This window comes from Paraburkholderia sp. ZP32-5 (genome assembly GCF_021390495.1).
Classification (GTDB): domain Bacteria; phylum Pseudomonadota; class Gammaproteobacteria; order Burkholderiales; family Burkholderiaceae; genus Paraburkholderia.
This window is the reverse complement of record NZ_JAJEJP010000002.1, coordinates 2,234,802-2,250,323: the sequence shown is the minus strand read 5'-3', so window position 1 is coordinate 2,250,323 and position 15,522 is coordinate 2,234,802. Positions and strand designations below refer to the sequence as shown.

Annotated in this window: 15 protein-coding genes; 9 read left to right on the top strand and 6 right to left on the bottom strand. The window is 62.9% G+C overall.

Annotated elements, in window-relative coordinates; genetic code table 11:
• Positions 1 to 2: 2 nt before the first annotated feature.
• From L0U82_RS28760 to L0U82_RS28735, 6 genes are all read left to right on the top strand, one after another.
• On the top strand, positions 3 to 488 hold the full coding sequence (locus L0U82_RS28760) for a MaoC family dehydratase (protein WP_233836415.1): 486 nt from the start codon (positions 3 to 5) through the stop codon (positions 486 to 488).
• Positions 485 to 1,804 carry a CaiB/BaiF CoA transferase family protein gene (locus L0U82_RS28755; RefSeq protein WP_233836414.1) on the top strand — a complete coding sequence of 440 codons (1,320 nt, stop codon included), beginning with the start codon at positions 485 to 487 and terminating at the stop codon, positions 1,802 to 1,804. The genes L0U82_RS28760 and L0U82_RS28755 overlap by 4 nt, the downstream gene beginning before the upstream one ends.
• Positions 1,804 to 2,982 carry a CaiB/BaiF CoA transferase family protein gene (locus tag L0U82_RS28750; RefSeq protein ID WP_233836413.1) on the top strand — a complete coding sequence of 393 codons (1,179 nt, stop codon included), beginning with the start codon at positions 1,804 to 1,806 and terminating at the stop codon, positions 2,980 to 2,982. The genes L0U82_RS28755 and L0U82_RS28750 overlap by 1 nt, the downstream gene beginning before the upstream one ends.
• Positions 2,983 to 3,068: 86 nt before the next feature.
• Complete coding sequence (locus L0U82_RS28745; protein ID WP_233836412.1) at positions 3,069 to 4,001, top strand: hydroxymethylglutaryl-CoA lyase; 933 nt, start codon at positions 3,069 to 3,071, stop codon at positions 3,999 to 4,001.
• Positions 4,002 to 4,114: 113 nt separating this feature from the next.
• Positions 4,115 to 5,476 carry a citrate synthase gene (locus L0U82_RS28740; RefSeq protein WP_233836411.1) on the top strand — a complete coding sequence of 454 codons (1,362 nt, stop codon included), beginning with the start codon at positions 4,115 to 4,117 and terminating at the stop codon, positions 5,474 to 5,476.
• A 377-nt stretch (positions 5,477 to 5,853) separates the two neighbouring features.
• A complete protein-coding gene (locus tag L0U82_RS28735) occupies positions 5,854 to 7,302 on the top strand; it encodes an MFS transporter (protein WP_233836410.1) in 1,449 nt (482 codons plus the stop codon).
• 39 nt (positions 7,303 to 7,341) lie between these two features.
• Here L0U82_RS28735 and L0U82_RS28730 read toward each other — a convergent pair whose 3' ends face one another.
• From L0U82_RS28730 to L0U82_RS28725, 3 genes are read right to left on the bottom strand one after another with little or no spacing between them, the layout of a single operon-like run.
• Positions 7,342 to 7,584, bottom strand: a complete 243-nt coding sequence (locus tag L0U82_RS28730) for a CDGSH iron-sulfur domain-containing protein (RefSeq protein ID WP_233836408.1) — start codon at positions 7,582 to 7,584, stop codon at positions 7,342 to 7,344.
• 27 nt (positions 7,585 to 7,611) lie between these two features.
• Positions 7,612 to 7,794: a CDGSH iron-sulfur domain-containing protein gene (locus tag L0U82_RS40020; RefSeq protein ID WP_442793702.1), complete on the bottom strand. Its 183-nt coding sequence runs from the start codon at positions 7,792 to 7,794 to the stop codon at positions 7,612 to 7,614.
• A gap of 39 nt (positions 7,795 to 7,833) precedes the next feature.
• A complete protein-coding gene (locus tag L0U82_RS28725) occupies positions 7,834 to 8,397 on the bottom strand; it encodes a flavin reductase family protein (protein WP_233836406.1) in 564 nt (187 codons plus the stop codon).
• Between the two features lie 299 nt (positions 8,398 to 8,696).
• On the opposite strand from L0U82_RS28725, the gene L0U82_RS28720 reads away from it, so the two are divergent.
• Together L0U82_RS28720 and L0U82_RS28715 are read left to right on the top strand one after the other, a co-directional pair.
• A complete protein-coding gene (locus L0U82_RS28720; protein ID WP_233836404.1) occupies positions 8,697 to 9,575 on the top strand; it encodes a LysR family transcriptional regulator in 879 nt (292 codons plus the stop codon).
• 294 nt (positions 9,576 to 9,869) lie between these two features.
• Positions 9,870 to 10,949 (top strand): porin, encoded by a 1,080-nt coding sequence (locus tag L0U82_RS28715; RefSeq protein ID WP_233836402.1) that lies wholly within the window; start codon positions 9,870 to 9,872, stop codon positions 10,947 to 10,949.
• 79 nt (positions 10,950 to 11,028) lie between these two features.
• Here L0U82_RS28715 and L0U82_RS28710 read toward each other — a convergent pair whose 3' ends face one another.
• The 3 genes from L0U82_RS28710 to pdxR all read right to left on the bottom strand — a co-directional run bounded on the left by L0U82_RS28710 (position 11,029) and on the right by pdxR (position 14,250).
• Positions 11,029 to 11,403: a cupin domain-containing protein gene (locus L0U82_RS28710; RefSeq protein WP_233836401.1), complete on the bottom strand. Its 375-nt coding sequence runs from the start codon at positions 11,401 to 11,403 to the stop codon at positions 11,029 to 11,031.
• Between the two features lie 34 nt (positions 11,404 to 11,437).
• Entirely contained in the window at positions 11,438 to 12,559 is a 1,122-nt protein-coding gene (locus tag L0U82_RS28705; protein WP_233836400.1) for an MFS transporter, read from the bottom strand.
• A gap of 242 nt (positions 12,560 to 12,801) precedes the next feature.
• Positions 12,802 to 14,250 (bottom strand): MocR-like pyridoxine biosynthesis transcription factor PdxR, encoded by a 1,449-nt coding sequence (pdxR, locus tag L0U82_RS28700; RefSeq protein WP_233836399.1) that lies wholly within the window; start codon positions 14,248 to 14,250, stop codon positions 12,802 to 12,804.
• 172 nt (positions 14,251 to 14,422) lie between these two features.
• On the opposite strand from pdxR, the gene L0U82_RS28695 reads away from it, so the two are divergent.
• Positions 14,423 to 15,448, top strand: coding sequence for a hypothetical protein (locus tag L0U82_RS28695; RefSeq protein WP_233836398.1), 1,026 nt, complete (start codon positions 14,423 to 14,425; stop codon positions 15,446 to 15,448).
• Positions 15,449 to 15,522: the final 74 nt, after the last annotated feature.

Below are 15,522 nucleotides of genomic sequence, written 5' to 3'. Positions count from 1 at the left end.
TCATGCGCACACTATGTTTCGAAGACGTCGAAGTCGGCATGGAGATTCCGCATGTCGTCAAAGGTCCGATGACCACCGCGCACATCATGCGCTGGTCCGCTTCGATGGAGAACTGGCATCGCATCCACTACGACTGGCGTTTCGCGACCGGCCACGACAAGCTGCCCGACGTGATGGTCAACGGTTCGTGGAAGCAGCACATCATGCTGCAACTGCTGACGGATTGGGTCGGCGAGAGCGGCTGGGCATGGAAGCTGAACTTCCAGTTTCGCGGCATGAACGTGCCGGGCGATGTGATTACCGCGTGGGGCCGCGTAACGGCACGCGAGCAGCGCGGCGGCTATGGGCTCGTGCATCTGGAGATCGGCCTGCGTAATCAGGACGGCAAGGAAAGCACGCCGGGCACCGCGACGGTGATCCTGCCGTTGCGTCACGGCGCGCCCGTGCCGTATCCGTTCGATCCCGCCGTGCTCGAAGAGGCCGCGTGAGTACCGCCGCCATGCTGCCGCGTGCGAGCGGCGCTCCGCTCGCCGCGCCGCTTGCCGGCGTGCGGGTGATCGAATGGAGCGGCTCGATGTCGGCGTCGTTCTGCGCGCGCGTGCTGTGCGATCTCGGTGCCGACGTGCTCAAGCTCGAGCCACCGGGCGCGGGCGATCCGTTGCGGCATACCGGCCCGTTCGCGACGCACGCAAGCTATGGCGACGACGGCGCGCTGTTCGCCTATCTGAATCATGGCAAGGAGAGCGCGACGCTCGACCCTTCGAATCCGACGGGCGCCGCGTTGTTCACGCGCCTGATCGAGTCGGCCGATCTGCTGATCACGTCCGTCCCGGCGCCGCGTCTTGCCGAACTCGCGCTCGACGGCGATACGCTGAGAAAGATCCAGCCCGCGCTGGTGTCGCTCGCGGTCACGCCATTCGGCACATCGTTCGCGCCACATGCGTCGACGGAGCACGCGGATGCGAACCCGCTTACCGCCTTCACCGATTTCACGCTCACGCATCACGCGGGCTACGCGTTTCATCAGGCGCGGCCGGTGCATGCGCCCAACGAGCAGCCACCCGTTGCCTGTGCGGATCGCGAAGTGGCGCTCGCGACCGGCGTCGCGGCCGCGAACGCCGCGCTATGGGGACTGCTCGAAGCGCAATTGCACGGCGAGGGCCGCAGTATCGAATGCGCGGAACTGGACGTGATCGCCCATCTGCTGATCGAGCCGGTCGCCGATTACGGCCGTGGCGAGCGCACCTTCAGCCGGCTGCGCGAGGAACTGCAAGGCACCGAAGTCGCGGGCGGGCTGATCTGGCTATTGCCGTGCAAGGACGGCTTCGTGATGATTTCGCCGCGCGAGGAGCATCAGTGGGAACGCTGGGTCGAATTGCTCGGCAATCCGCCGTGGTCGCGCGATATCGCGCTGTGCGGCGAACGTAGCGCGCGCAACGAAAACTGGATGGTGCTGCAGGACCAGATGTCGACATGGACGCGCGAGCACACGCGCGCCGATGTGTTCGAGCGCGCGCAGGCGGCGCGCGTCGCGTGCTTTCCTGTCAGCGGCGCGCGCGATCTGCTGGAAAACGCGCAACTGAACGCACGACGCTTCTTCGACGGCTGGCAAGGCACGGGCAGCGAAACGCTGCGAATGCCGGGCCTGCCGTTCGGTTTGCGCACGAGTTCCGGCGCCGAGCTGCCGCGCGGGCGCGATGTGATGTCGCCTCGCCTGGGCGCCGCCAATCGCGCGGTATTTGCGGGGCGCCTCGGGCTTTCGCCGGGTGAACTGGAAACCTTGCGCCAGCAGGGAGTGGTGTGATGACGCAAACAAAACCCAACGCGTTGTCCGGTCTGCGAGTCATCGATTTCAGCTGGGTGCTGGCCGGCCCGATGACCACCAAGATGCTCGCGGGCATGGGCGCGGAAGTCATCAAGATCGAATCGTCGACGCGGCGCGAACATACGCAGCGTCAGCCCTGGTGGGCGGTCGTGAATGCGGGCAAGAAGAGCTGCACGATCAATCTGAGCCGGCCGCAAGGGCCTGAACTGATTCGCCGTCTGATCGCGCAGAGCGATATGGTGGTCGAAAACTTCTCGAACGGCGTGCTCGCGAAGTTCGGGCTCGACTATCCGGCGCTGGCGGCGATCCGGCCTGATCTGATCTTCGTGTCCGCGTCCGGCACCGGTCGCGAGGGGCCGCAACGCGATGCGCTCGCGTACGGCTCGTTATTGCAGGCCTATAGCGGCCGCGCGAGCGTGGTCGGTACGCCCAACGAGCGGGTCGAGGCGATGGGTATTCTGCCGGCGTGGACCGATCCGATCACCGCGCTATGGGAATGCTGCGCGGTGCTGGCCGCGGTCCGTCATCGGCGTATGACGGGCGAGGGTGCTTTCATCGATCTTTCGATGCTGGAGAGCACCGTCGCGCTGCTACCGGAGTTGCTGTTTCGCGAAGCATTGGGCAGCGATACGCCGTCCGCGAGCGGCGCGCGCGAGTGGAGCGCCGCGCCGTCCGGATGCTTTCGCTGCGCGGGCGACGACGCGTGGCTCGCGGTATCCGTGTGCGACGACGCGCAGTGGCGCGCGTTGTGCGACGCGATGCGCAAGCCCGAACTCGCCGCGGATGCGCGCTTCGCCGACGCGCGCGGGCGCGCCGCGCACCGTTCGGAAGCGGACCATCTGCTAGCCGCCTGGCTCGCGGATCAGCCGCCCGCGCGGGCGCTCGACGCGCTGCAGGCGCGTGGCGTGCCGGCCGCGCGTTCGCGGCATATCGGCGCGGTGATGGAAGACCCGTATTTCGCGCAGGGAGGCTTGTTTCCCGAACTGGCCGACGGCTCGCGCAGCATTGCGCTGCCGTGGTGCGATAGTGACGGTTTTCGTGGCGATTTCGCGCCGCCGCCGCGCCTTGGCGAACACAACGACTACGTGTTCCGCGAGCTGCTGGGACTCGATGCGGGCGAAGTCGAAAGCTTGACGGAAGCGGGCGTGTTGCGCTGACGCGTACTGAGCTGATGAACGCGACAAGCGCGATGATCGCACCGGCCCGCCGGGCAATCTATCCGAAGAACTGAAGGAGCGGTGACATGAAAGAGAAAGTAGCGGTATGTGAAGTGGGCCCGCGCGACGGCCTGCAGATGGCGCACGACATCATGCCGACGGAGCTGAAGACGCGCTGGATCGCGGCCATCGCGCACGCCGGTGTCGGCGAGATCGAAGTCGGCAGTTTCGTGCCGCCGAAGCTCGTGCCGCAGATGGCGGACACCGAAGCGATCGTCAAGGCGGCGCTGCATCAGCCAGGCTTGCGCGTGATGGCGCTGGTACCCAATCTGCGCGGCGCGCAGGCCGCGTATGCGGCGGGTGCGCATGGGGTCGGCGTGCCGGTGTCGGTCAGCGAAGGCCACAGCCGCTCGAACACGCGCAAGGGCACGATGGAACAGGTCGCCGAGGTGCGCCGCATCGTCGAATGGGTCCGCGAACAGGAGCGGCCGATGGCGATCGAGCCCGGTTGCGCGACCGCGTTCGGCTGCGCGATCGACGGCGTCATTGCGCAGCGGAAAGTGATCGAAACAGCGGTGGCGCTGGCCGAAGCGGGCGTCGATGCGATTGCGCTCGCCGATACGGTCGGCTACGGCAATCCGACGCAGGTGCGCAACATGGTGAAGGCGGTGCGCGCCGAAATCGGCGACAAGCTGACCAAGCTGCATCTGCACGACACGATGGGACTCGGGCTCGCCAATGCGCTGGCCGGACTGGAAGAGGGCATCCGCTCATTCGATTCGGCGCTGGCGGGCCTCGGCGGCTGTCCGTTCGCGCCGGGCGCGTCGGGCAACATCGTCACCGAAGACCTCGTATTCATGCTGGAGAGCATGGGCTTCGACACCGGGATCGACCTCGACCGCCTGATCGCCGCGCGCGACATGCTGCACGAAGGCTTGCCCGGCGAGCCGATGTACGGGCAGGTGCCGAAGGCGGGCATTCCGAAGACGTATCGCGCGCAGGCGCAGTTCTATGCCTGAGTGCGCGTGCGAACGGCTACTGGCATAACCGGATTGTGAGCGCTCAGGCATTCGATTATCTTGTCGGTCACTGTGCCCCCATACGGCGTCCCTGCGCCGTCAAGGAGACCGAGGTGCAACGGAACCGACAAGACGGCGCGGCGGGGCTCGCGCCGCCGCCCGGCGGCGATTACCTGACGCGCGCCGAAACGCTCGCGCTGCTGCAGATCAAGCTGCAAACGCTGTATGCGTACGTCAGCCGCGGCTGGATTCGCAGTGTCCCGCAAGGCGACAAGGGGCGCCGTCTGTACGCGCGCCAGGACGTCGAACGCATGAAGTCGCGCGCCGATGCGCGCAGCGGTCATGCGCCCGTGGCGGCCGCTGCGATGCGCTGGGGCGAGCCGATCATCTCCAGCACGCTGACCGAAATCACCGCGCAAGGGCCACGCTATCGCGGCGTCGCGGCGCTCGATATGGCTCGCGAAGGGCAGCCATTCGAAGCCGCCGTCAAAGCGCTATGGGATACCGGCGACGAACTGACGTTGTCGTGGCAACCCTGCGCGCGGACGCTGCGCTTTGCCGATGCATGGCCACGTATCGCCGATTTGCAGCCACGGCGCGAACTGGTGCGCTTTTTCGCCGACATCGCGTTGCGCTTCGGCGGTGAACATTTGCGTGGCGCGCGTTCGGCGGATGCGCAATTCGTCGCCGCGAGCCGCATGATCGCAACGATGGCACACTGTCTCGTGCATCTGCGCCGCTCGCACGATGGCGCGGCGGCGACCGTTGTCCGTAAACGCGGTGGCGGTCTGTCGGCGACGCTGCTTGCCGTGCTGGGCGGTACGGTTTCGCCGCAGCATATCGCCGCGCTCGATGCGGCGCTCGTGTTGTGCGCCGATCACGAACTCGCGCAGGCCACCTTCGTCGCGCGCATCGCGGCATCGGCCGGGGCCGATGTCGGCGAATGCGTGGCGGCCGCGATCCTGACGCAAACGGGGCTCACGTCCGCGCGTTCTTACGAAGCCACCGAAGATCTGCTGCGCGCATGCAAGACGACCGCGCAGGCGCAGCGACTATTCGACGAGCACTACGCGGCGCACCGCAATCTGCCGGGCTTCAACCATCCGCTGTACCCGGAAGGCGACCCACGTGCGCGCTATCTGATCGACGTGACGCGGCGGCTCGAAGGCCGTCATGCGTCCGTCGAGCCGCTGTACGCGGCACTCGATATCGCCGCGCGGTACGGTTGTCTGCCGAGCCTCGAAATCGGCCTGACGTTGCTGACGATCGCGTTGGGCTTGCCGCCGCGCAGCGCCTTCGCGTTGTTCATCATTAGCCGCTTGGCGGGCTGGGTCGCGCATATCGTCGAGCAGCGCAAGTCCGGCGCGCTGATTCGTCCGCGCGCGGATTATCTGCAGGCAGGTCCGGTGTCTGGTGGCGCGGAAGATCTGCTGTCAGTCGACCCGACGATGCTGGCGATGGGCTCGCCGTCCTGATCTCTAAGTCTGGCTGTCACCGTTTAAACGGCCCGTGAGGGCCGTTTTCGTTTTATCCGCTGTAGCAGCGTAGGCCCGATGTCGAGCGTATTGAGCGCCCGTCGTGTCGGCACTCAAATCAGGTCAAGTTGATTCAACGATCAAGTATTGTGGGCCATCGCGCGCGTCACTAGACTGGCCTTGACTGAATGCTGAAAGGAAATAGCGGCCGACTGGTGAACCGAATAGGCGTGCGTCACGTACTCCGATTTGCGCTGGGCTCATGTCACTGTCACCGCGTCTCGAACACAAATAATCAGCATCACGACATTCACGCCTGTAACGACGCAGGCTCGACATTGAGCGACCATCCAGAGGCCGCACAGGAGGAAGACACGATGAGCACCCCAAACAGGGCAATCGGCGCGGATGCCGTCGGCTCGCTCGACAGGGCGGACTATCCGTCACGTCCTATTACGACCGGCGCCGTGACCGCGCGTTTCGACCGGTTGCCGATGACCGCGACGCTATGGAAGCTGCTCGCGCTCGTCGCGCTCGGCGGATTCTTCGAGCTCTACGACGTGTACTTCGCCGGCTATATCGCGCCCGGCCTGTTTCACGCGGGCATTCTGACGCCGACCACACCGACCTTCTTCGCGATGAATGGCCTCGCCGGTTTTCTGGCTTCGCTGTTCATTGGCCTCTTTATCGGCACGATCGCTTTCGGCGGTCTCGCGGATCGCTTCGGCCGCCGCCGCGTGTTCGCCGCATCGATGCTGTGGTACTGCGGCGCGACCATCGTGATTGCGTTTCAGGACACCGCGCTCGGCCTCAACGTATGGCGTCTTATCTGCGGCATCGGCGTGGGCGTGCAGTACGTGACGATCGATTCCTACGTATCGGAGCTGACGCCGCGTCACGCGCGCGGTATGGCGTTTGGACTCGTGTATGGGGTCGCGCAGATCTGCGCGCCGCTGATCGCGTTTCTTGCATGGGTGCTGGTGCCGATCGCGCCGCTCGGTTTCGACGGCTGGCGCTGGGTGATCGCGCTCGGTTCGGCGGGCGCATTGCTGGTGTGGTATCTGCAGCTGCGTCTGCCGGAATCGCCGCGCTGGCTTGCGCAAAAGGGCCGCGTCGACGAAGCCGAGCAAGTGATGCAGATGATCGAAACCCGCGTGCGCAACGAATACGGCAAGGAGTTGCCGCCGCCCGCCGAGACGGTCGAGGTGGAAGAGCAGAAGGGCACGTTGCGTGAAGCGTTCAGCCCGCAATATCGCAGCCGCACGCTGATGCTCGTGGTCGTCAATTTCTTCCAGACGATCGGCTACTACGGCTTCGTCAGCTGGATTCCGACACTGCTGATCGCCAAGGGCATCATGGTGACGCGCAGCCTCGAATACACGTTTCTGATCGTGCTGCTTTATCCGATCGCGCCGTTCGTCGTGATGCTGGTCGCGGACCGCTTCGAGCGCAAATGGCAGCTCGTCTGGAGTGCGATCTCGGTGGCGGTGATCGGCGTGATCTTCTCGATGCTGAAGGCGCCTGGCTGGCTGATTGCGGTCGGTATCGTGCAGACGCTGGTCGTCAACTGGCTTTCGACGATCGTGCATACATACCAGGCGGAACTGTTTCCGACTCGCATGCGCGCCGGCGCGGTGGGCTTTGTTTATTCGTGGAGCCGGCTGTCGTCGATCTTCGTCGGGTTCTTTATCGCGTTCTTCCTGCGCGAGTTCGGGGTCGAGGGCGTGTTCGCGTTTATCGGCGGTGCGATGGCGATCGTCGTGATTGCGGTTGCGTTGTTTGGGCCGCGCACCACGGGTCTTGCGCTCGATGATATTGCGCGGTGAGTGTGATTGAGCGGCGCGCGGTGGGCGGGGGTGCATGCGTTATTTCTGTGTCGACGTGGCGGGAGTCTGCATCCCTTCCGTTGCGTCCGCTGCCGGACAGCCGGTCCACCGCTGCGCACGATGACTGCCATCACAATAGGGCTTGCTTTGCGAATGCCCGCAGCGACAAAGACTGAAAATGCCGCTATGGGGAAAGCGGTTGCCCAATGCGTCGACGATTTCGAATTCGCCGACGACATGAAGCGGCCCGCCAGGGATGATCTGACCTTTAACGATTGACATAGCAGTGTTTATCCCGAAGTACGCGCGTCAACGTGTGTCGGCCGCATCTTGCGGCGCTCTCGGACAACTCGAAAAGCCCACCCGTTCATGCGTGGAATCGCAAAACGGTAGCCGGTTGGAAAGGCCGCACCGGCAAATCATATAGAGCCGGCGTGCGCGAACTCCATCCCCTTTTTCGTCGAGCAATTCGAAGTCGCCGGTCAGCTTCATCGGACCGTTATCGACGATCACAATCGTATTGGCCATGAATTACGCTCGCTGTTCGTTCGCAACGGAGGGGCTTTCGCTGTGCTCGCGCAGCGCGGCATGGCTGCGCTGCCGTTCGGGGCGCACCGCTTCGACGGCCGGGCCGAGCGAGTAGAACACGCCGCGATTGCATACCAGCGGGCGGTCGTCGGTGCGATGGATTTTCAACGCCTCGCCGACCAGAATCGTATGGTCGCCACCTTCGTAGGCTGCCCAGCGGCGGCACAGGAACCAGCCCATCGTGCCGGTCAGGATCGGCGTGCCGTCCACCCAATGATGCGGCGGATCCCAACGCTCCGGCATCCGGTTCGCGAAGTAGTTGCCGTGAAAGCTCTGACTCTCGCCGAGGATATTGATCGCATAGCAGTTGTCGCCGGAAAGCAGTGCGTGCGACTTCGCCGTCTTCGCGATGCTGACCGCCACCAGTTGCGGATTCACCGATACCGCGGCAAACGAGCTGGCGGTCATCCCATGCATGCCGCCGTCGCCGTCCGGCATCGTGACGACCGTGACGCCGGTGGTAAACGCTCGAAGTCCTTTGCGGAACTCTTCGGGGTCGATTTTCAACACTCACCTCATCGAGGGAAAAGGGGGAACGCGCATCGATTTGCGCGGATTGGCGACCATCGTCACACCTGTGAGCGCAGAGTTCAAGGCAGCGGGATGAAACGTCGCGTTCCCCGGCTGGAACACCCGATTCAATCGTCTGCTCAAACCCCCGGCGCCGCGCCTGGCATGAGAATGCAGGAAATCCCCGTTTGACAGCGACCCGCCGTGCCGTTACAAATCGAGCAAGGTTCGCCGCGAAGGCCCACTAAAACGGCCCAACAAAGCGGCTCGCGACGACGGCCGCGCTCCGCACACTCATGATCGAACTCACCGATATCCGCGTTTTTTCCAAGCTTTCCGAATTGACCAGTTTCAGCGCGGTGTCGCGTGTGCTGGGCATGCCTAAATCGTCGGTCAGCCGGTCGCTGGCGCGGCTCGAAGAGCATCTCGGCGTGGCGCTCGTGATCCGCTCCAATCGCAAGCTGGCGTTGACCGAGACCGGGCTGCTATTTGCCGAGTCGGCGAGAAAGATATTGAGCGAGGTCGAGGACGCGGAAGAAAAGGTCGGGCAGGTCAGGCTTACGCCGCGCGGCTTGCTGCGCGTCAGTTCACCCGTCACGCCGGGACAGTTCATGATCGCGCCGCTGATCCCGGACTATCTGGCGGCTTACCCCGACGTGCAGGTGTCGCTCGCTTTGACGAGCAGCCGGGTCGCGCCGCTCGCCGACGACATCGACGTCGTGATTCGCACCGGGGAGCTGGAGGATTCGCGGCTCGTCGCGCGCAAGCTCGGTTGCGCGCAGCTGATGCTGGTGTCGACGCCGGCCTATCTGCGCGAACACGGGGTGCCGCAGTCGCCCGCGGATCTGGCGAGTCAGTTTCTGCTCGATATCGCCGATGGTCCTTCCGTCTGGCCGTTGCGGCGCGGCAGCGAACTCGTCAGCGTGCCCGTCAGCCCGCGCTTCTTCGCCAACGATACGAGCACGATCCGCCGGGTCCTGCTCGGCGGATCGGGACTCGCGTGGCTGCCGGACTATCTGTGCCGGCAGGACATCGCCGAAGGCAAACTCGTGCACGTGATGCCCGACTGGGAACGAGGCCAGCGCGACATCCACGCGGTATTTCCGCGTCACCGCACGCTGACACCGAAAGTACGTTCCTTCATCGACTTTCTCGCCGAGCGTTTTGGCTCGTAAAGGCACGTCGCTGCCGCTTCGTGTTCATCTGGGTTTCCTTCGCATGCTTGCGTGCGCGTGCGCATTCGACGATTCGTTCGGCGATTCGCCGCCAGTTCGCCCACCTTCATATCGTAGAAACCCGGATAACCAGTTTGAGGACATCGTGTTCCATCCCTGCACCTTGTGCGTCAAATAATGGCCATGCACTTTTTAGCCATTCCGCGGAGTTCGGGACAAGCGGCATTCGCTAAACGGCGCTGCTGGTTGTCGCGTGCTTCGCGACTTTCGCGACGATACGTACAAGGGGAGACAATGAAGTCGACGGTATATCCAGCGATTGCGGCTATTGCGGCAACGATCGCTACAGGGGCGCATGCGCAAAGCTCGGTCACGTTGTATGGCATTCTCGATATCGGCGTGCAGTACACGTCGAACCAGGGCGGTCATGCGAGTGTGCAGGAGGCCAGCAGCATGATGCGCGGCAATCGCTGGGGACTTCGCGGCGTCGAAGATATCGGCGGCGGCCTGAAGGTTATCTTCAAGCTCGAAAGCGGGTTCTCACCGAGTACCGGCGCATTGGGGCAGAGCAGTGCAACCGCGCAGCGCATCTTCGGCCGCTACGCGTATGTTGGCGTGGCAAACGACGTCGCGCAGGTGACGCTCGGCAGACAGACCGACTTCATGCTCGACTATCTGCAAACAACGGCCAACTCCTGGTACGGCACGTCGCTCGAATTTCACCCGGCGATCAACGCGAATTTCTTCGGCAATAACGGCAGCAATCCATCGCTGGATAGAATCGGCGGCGGGGAAGTGGACAATTCGGTCCGGGCGACATGGGCGCCCATCGAATCGTTGCATGTCGGTGCGATGTACGGCTTCGGCGACGCACCGGGGATCGGTTCGCCGAACAGCACACAGAGCTATGGCGCGACGTGGACCACGAAGTCATCGCTGGTCGGCGCGGTGTATACGACGCGCAAGGACAACCCGATGCCGAGCACGTTACGCACGCTCGGCGTAGGCGGCACGGCGACGGTCGGCCCATTCATCGTCAACGCGCTGTACACCAACTCGCGCTGGACGCTGACGGGCGACGTAGCGAGCATCTACGACGTCGGCGTGCGCTACAACATCTCGCCGTTTCAGGTCGTCGGCATCGAATACACGTTTCTCGACAAGAACAACGGGCCGAAAAACGTGTTCTATGCAAGTATCCGCAGCACGTATGGCCTGATTTATGATTACCGGCTCAGCAAGGCGACCGATATCTACGCGACGTATGTTTTCCAGCATGCGAGCGGCAATCGTCCCGCGCAACTATTCGGTATGTCGCTGAGTTCCAGCAGTTCTCAGGGTGTTGCCGCAATCGGTATTCGTCACTACTTCTAGATTCGCGTCTGGGAACAGTAGAAGCTCTCAAGAGGCCCGGTAATGTACGCAGCCTGCGTACATTACCGGGCCTCGTTCATCAGGCCGCCTCGGCGACCTTCTGCTGACGGATACGCGGCGGATCGTAAATGCTGAGCAGCATCAACCAGCCACTGCCGGTATTGCGGATCGCGTGCACGACGCCGCGCGGAACCCGTACAACGGAGCCCGACCACACCTGGTAGCACTTGTCGGCGATATCGATTTCGCCTTCGCCGTCGAGAATATAGAACGCGTGATTGTCCTGATCGATATGCAGCGGCGAATAGCCGCCCGGCGCGACTTTCGCGATATCGATGTTGTACGCGTCGGTATATTCGGTCCCGAGTATGTTGAAAATGAACTCATAGCCGCGCGATCCTTCGATCTGGTGCGATCGCCATGGCGTGTCGAAAGTGTGGGTGACGTGCTGCATTTCCGTTTTCTCCTTGATAGCGTGATACGGGCGTTTAGTGATGAGCGTGTTCTTTGATGAACAGCATGCAGATCGCGCCGAGTAGCGGGCCGAGTGCCAACGCGGCGAATGCCATCGAGAACGAATGGCTGATCTGAAAGATGAAGCCGACGATAGCCGGGGAAATAGCGGAGCCGGACTGCCAGATCGCATTGGCGATGCCGGCTGCCGAACCGGATCGGTCGATACCGCTTTGCTCGGCCACCAGCGTGACGAGCAAAGGGCTATACACGAATGCACCGACGCCGATGAACGGTGCCGCGATGGTGAATGCGTCGAGGCTCGACAGTTGGCCGAACACCAGCAACGTCGCGCAGAAGAACAGCAGCGAAGCGATCGTCAGCGCTTTGCGGCGTCCGCCCAGGCGGTCCGAGAGCCAGCCGACCGACGGCTTGCTGACCAGACCCGCGGCGCCCGCGATCGCGACGACGATGCCCGCGCTAACCGGCGACAGGTGATAGCCCTTCACCATCAGCGAGATCGCCCACGACGCGAAGCCGAGCGTGCCCCAGAATGCGCCGCAACCGGCGATCGACAGCAACAGGAAATTACGCGTGAAAAGCGTGCGTAGCGGCGGCCTTTGGATTGGCCCTGTCGGTGCCTCCACGGCACGATTGCGCACACATACGGCGACGATCGCCGCGAGAATCAGCGCCGCTGCGCCGAGCAGATGATACGTATGGCGCCAGCCCAGATTCGCAACGAGGCCGGGCAACACGGCATTCGTGACGATAACGGCAATCGACGACGCGCTCATCAGCAGACCGACCGCGCGCCCGCGCTCGGTTTTGGCGAACCATGTGGAGACGAGCTTGACGCCCGCCGCATAGTCGGCGCCGGCGGTGAGGCCCATCAGGCATTGCAGCACGAGTCCGACGAATAAGGACGGAGTGAAGCCGAAGCAGAATGTTGCGACTGCCAGACCTAGTAGCGATGCGGTCAACGTGATGCGACCGCCGAAGCGATCGGTAGCGACGCCGCCAAAGATATTCGACAGCACGTAGCCCGCATAGAACGCCGTGACGAATACACCGAGTGCCGCAATCGGAAGCCCCAGCGATTCTCCGGCGGGCAGTGCGAGCGTGCCCCACGCGAGGCGGCAAACTGTGCTGAGCATGAGCCCGGCCCACGCAAAGAACAACACGATCCAACGAAATCCGCGCGTGCCGGTTTCGGCTCCGTACGCTGTCGAGGGCGGGGCAGCTGCTTGCATAAAAGTCTCCAGATTATTGTGTCGGGTCCGCATTCGCGCGGGTATCTTGACGATATCTATGATCGTGCGAAAAGACCTCTGACGAGGATCGCCTGGCGGGAAATCATGTTCCGGCAGCGGAACGCGGCGCATTGCGCGCCGCTATTTCACGTCAGACGCACTGCCTGATCTTCGCCTTGCCAGGCCGCCGCGAGTAGTCCGACGCCCTTCATAATCTGCTGCGTAGAGGTGCCGCCGAAGCCGAACACCAGAATGTCGGACGCGCGTCCGTGGCATGAAAAGGTGTCGCCCCGATAAATGCCGACGCCTTCTTCATCCGCGATGCGACACAATGCATTGGTATCGAAGCCGTCATTGACCCGCGTCGAAATGTGCAGACCGCATGTCGAGCTGAGTGGAGTCAGCCACGTGTGAAGACGCTCGCGAATCGCTTCGAGCAGCGCGGTATGTCGCTTCTCGTACTCCAGCCGCATGCTGCTGAGATGAGAAGCAAAGTCGCCGCTGACGATGAATTGCAGCAGACTGTTCTGCACGTGTGTTGAGGTTTGCCGGTCCACGATCCATTTCGCGCATTTGAGCCGGTCGAGCAGCCACGGCGGCGCGACGATAAAGCCTAGCCTAAAGCCCGGTGCCAACGTTTTCGATAGCGAGCCGAGGTAAATCACACGCTGGTTCTCGTCCTCCGACTGCAGGCATGGAGATGGCATCGTGCCGTAGTAAAACTCGCAGTCGTAGTCGTCTTCGATGATCACGAAACCTTCTTTTGCCGCGCGCGCGATGAGGGCTTTGCGCCGTTGCGGCGACAGCGTGACGCCCAACGGAAACTGATGATTCGGCGTGCAATAAAGGCCGGCGATTCCGGGTGGAATGTCATCGACGTTAATGCCCTGGTCGTCCACCTGAAGCGATGCCAGCTCAGAACCGGATAAGCGCATGATCTCCGCGACGACGGGAAAGCCGGGATCTTCGATCGCGAACGTCGTGCCCGCTCCCAGCAACAGTCTCGACAGAAGATCCAGCGATTGATGAGTGCCGGTGGTAATGACGATATCCGCCGCCGTGCAACGTACCGCGCGCGATTGCCGCAGATAGGCCGCAATGCGCTCGCGCAAACGGATGTCGCCTTCGGGTGGTCCATATTCGGAAAGCGCCGCGGGCTCCAGATCGGATGGCCAGCGTGCCAGCCGTTTGCGGCGAAATAACTGTTCGGCGTCGTTGGACACGACACCAGGACGAAAATCCACATCGACATCCTTGCGTGCCAATACGAATGTGCTGACGGGCAGGCGCTCCGACCATTCGGACAGACGCAACGGCGCGGCGGCGGAATTGGCCGGCGAGCTGACCGGCGCGGGGATGGCCCGCACGAACAGGCCGGCACCGACACGCGTTTCGAGCCAGCCTTCCGCGATCAACGCGGCGGTGGCTTCTCTGATTGTGTTGCGCGATACGCCGAGTTGCAGCGCCCACGTCCGCGACGCCGGCAAGCGCTGCCCGAGCGCGAGCCGGCCGTCTTCCAGCGCCGCGTAGATGCCGCCATACACCTGTTGCTGAATCGGACCCGTTCCGTCCAGTCGGATCAAAAGATCTCGCACATGTTCTCCTTCCCGATGCATGCGGTTGTACGTGCAATGACTTCGATACGGCCCAATTCGTGCGAGCAATTTCGGCCCACGTGCCACGCGGCCCGATCATAAACTCGATATTCATTACCTGCGCGCGGCATTGCCTGTTGCCCGCGAGCTTTCGACAGATCCGGAACCTGCTATGAATTCTACGGTTGCTCAAGCTAATCGAACCGCGTCGTTGTATTGGCACTTTGCGCCGACCGTACTGGCATTGGGTTATCCATGGTATCTCGCGCGGTTTTACGATGAAGCCGGTAATCATCACGTGATGGGCGCGCTGTTCGCGGTGGCACTGGTATTCGCGGTGCCCGTGAGCGCGTTCTTCAGCTTGTTGTCGTTGGCGCGGCTCGAACGCAGCGAGGGCAAAGCCGTTATCTTGAGGCGTCTTGCGCACTTCACGTTCGCGTCGCCGCCGCTGTTCGTTATCGTCGGCGTGCTGCTTTATCTGATGAAGATAAACGGCGCCGACGGCAAAGTATGGCTCGGGATCTGGGCGTGTGTGATCGTTGGAAGCATGCTGGCGCTGTCGATCGAACGAAGCGATACGAGCCGGTCGCCGTCGATTCCGAATACCGGTCCGGTACGTGTGCTGCACGGCGTCGCATCGGTTGCGATCATTGCGGTCTTTCTGTTTCCGCATCTCGGCAATCACGCTGTCGGCATTTTCGGCACCGATGTGCACAAGGCCGTCATGCTGGTGCTGCGCCACGTTTATCGCGCGGGTTGGCTCGAGCCGATTCTGATCGGCCTGTTCTTCTTCCAGATCGTCAGCGGCATGGTGCTGTTGATGCCGAAACTGAGCCGCAGGCAGGGCACGCTCGAATCGCTGCAGACCGCATCCGGTGCTTATCTGGTCGTGTTCATTGCGTCGCATGTCAATTCGGTATTCATCCTCGCCCGATACTTCGGAACGGATACCGACTACGCGTGGGCAACGGGCGCGCCGACCGGCCTGATCGGCGATGCATGGGACGTCCGGCTGATTCCGCATTATTCGCTCGGCGTGCTGCTGGTCCTGTCGCATATCGCCTGCGGTGTCCGAACCGTGATGCTCGCTCACGGCGTTAGCGTGCAGCGCGCGAACCGGTTCTGCTGGTTGCTGATTGCCGCCTGCTCGATCTGGACCGCAGTCGTCGTGACGGGCATGTTGGGAGTTCGCGTCTGACGCAATGCAGGAATGCCCTCAAATCCGCAGTGGCAAGCGGGCGCTGTCGATACGTTTAAATAAGCACTTCGCAC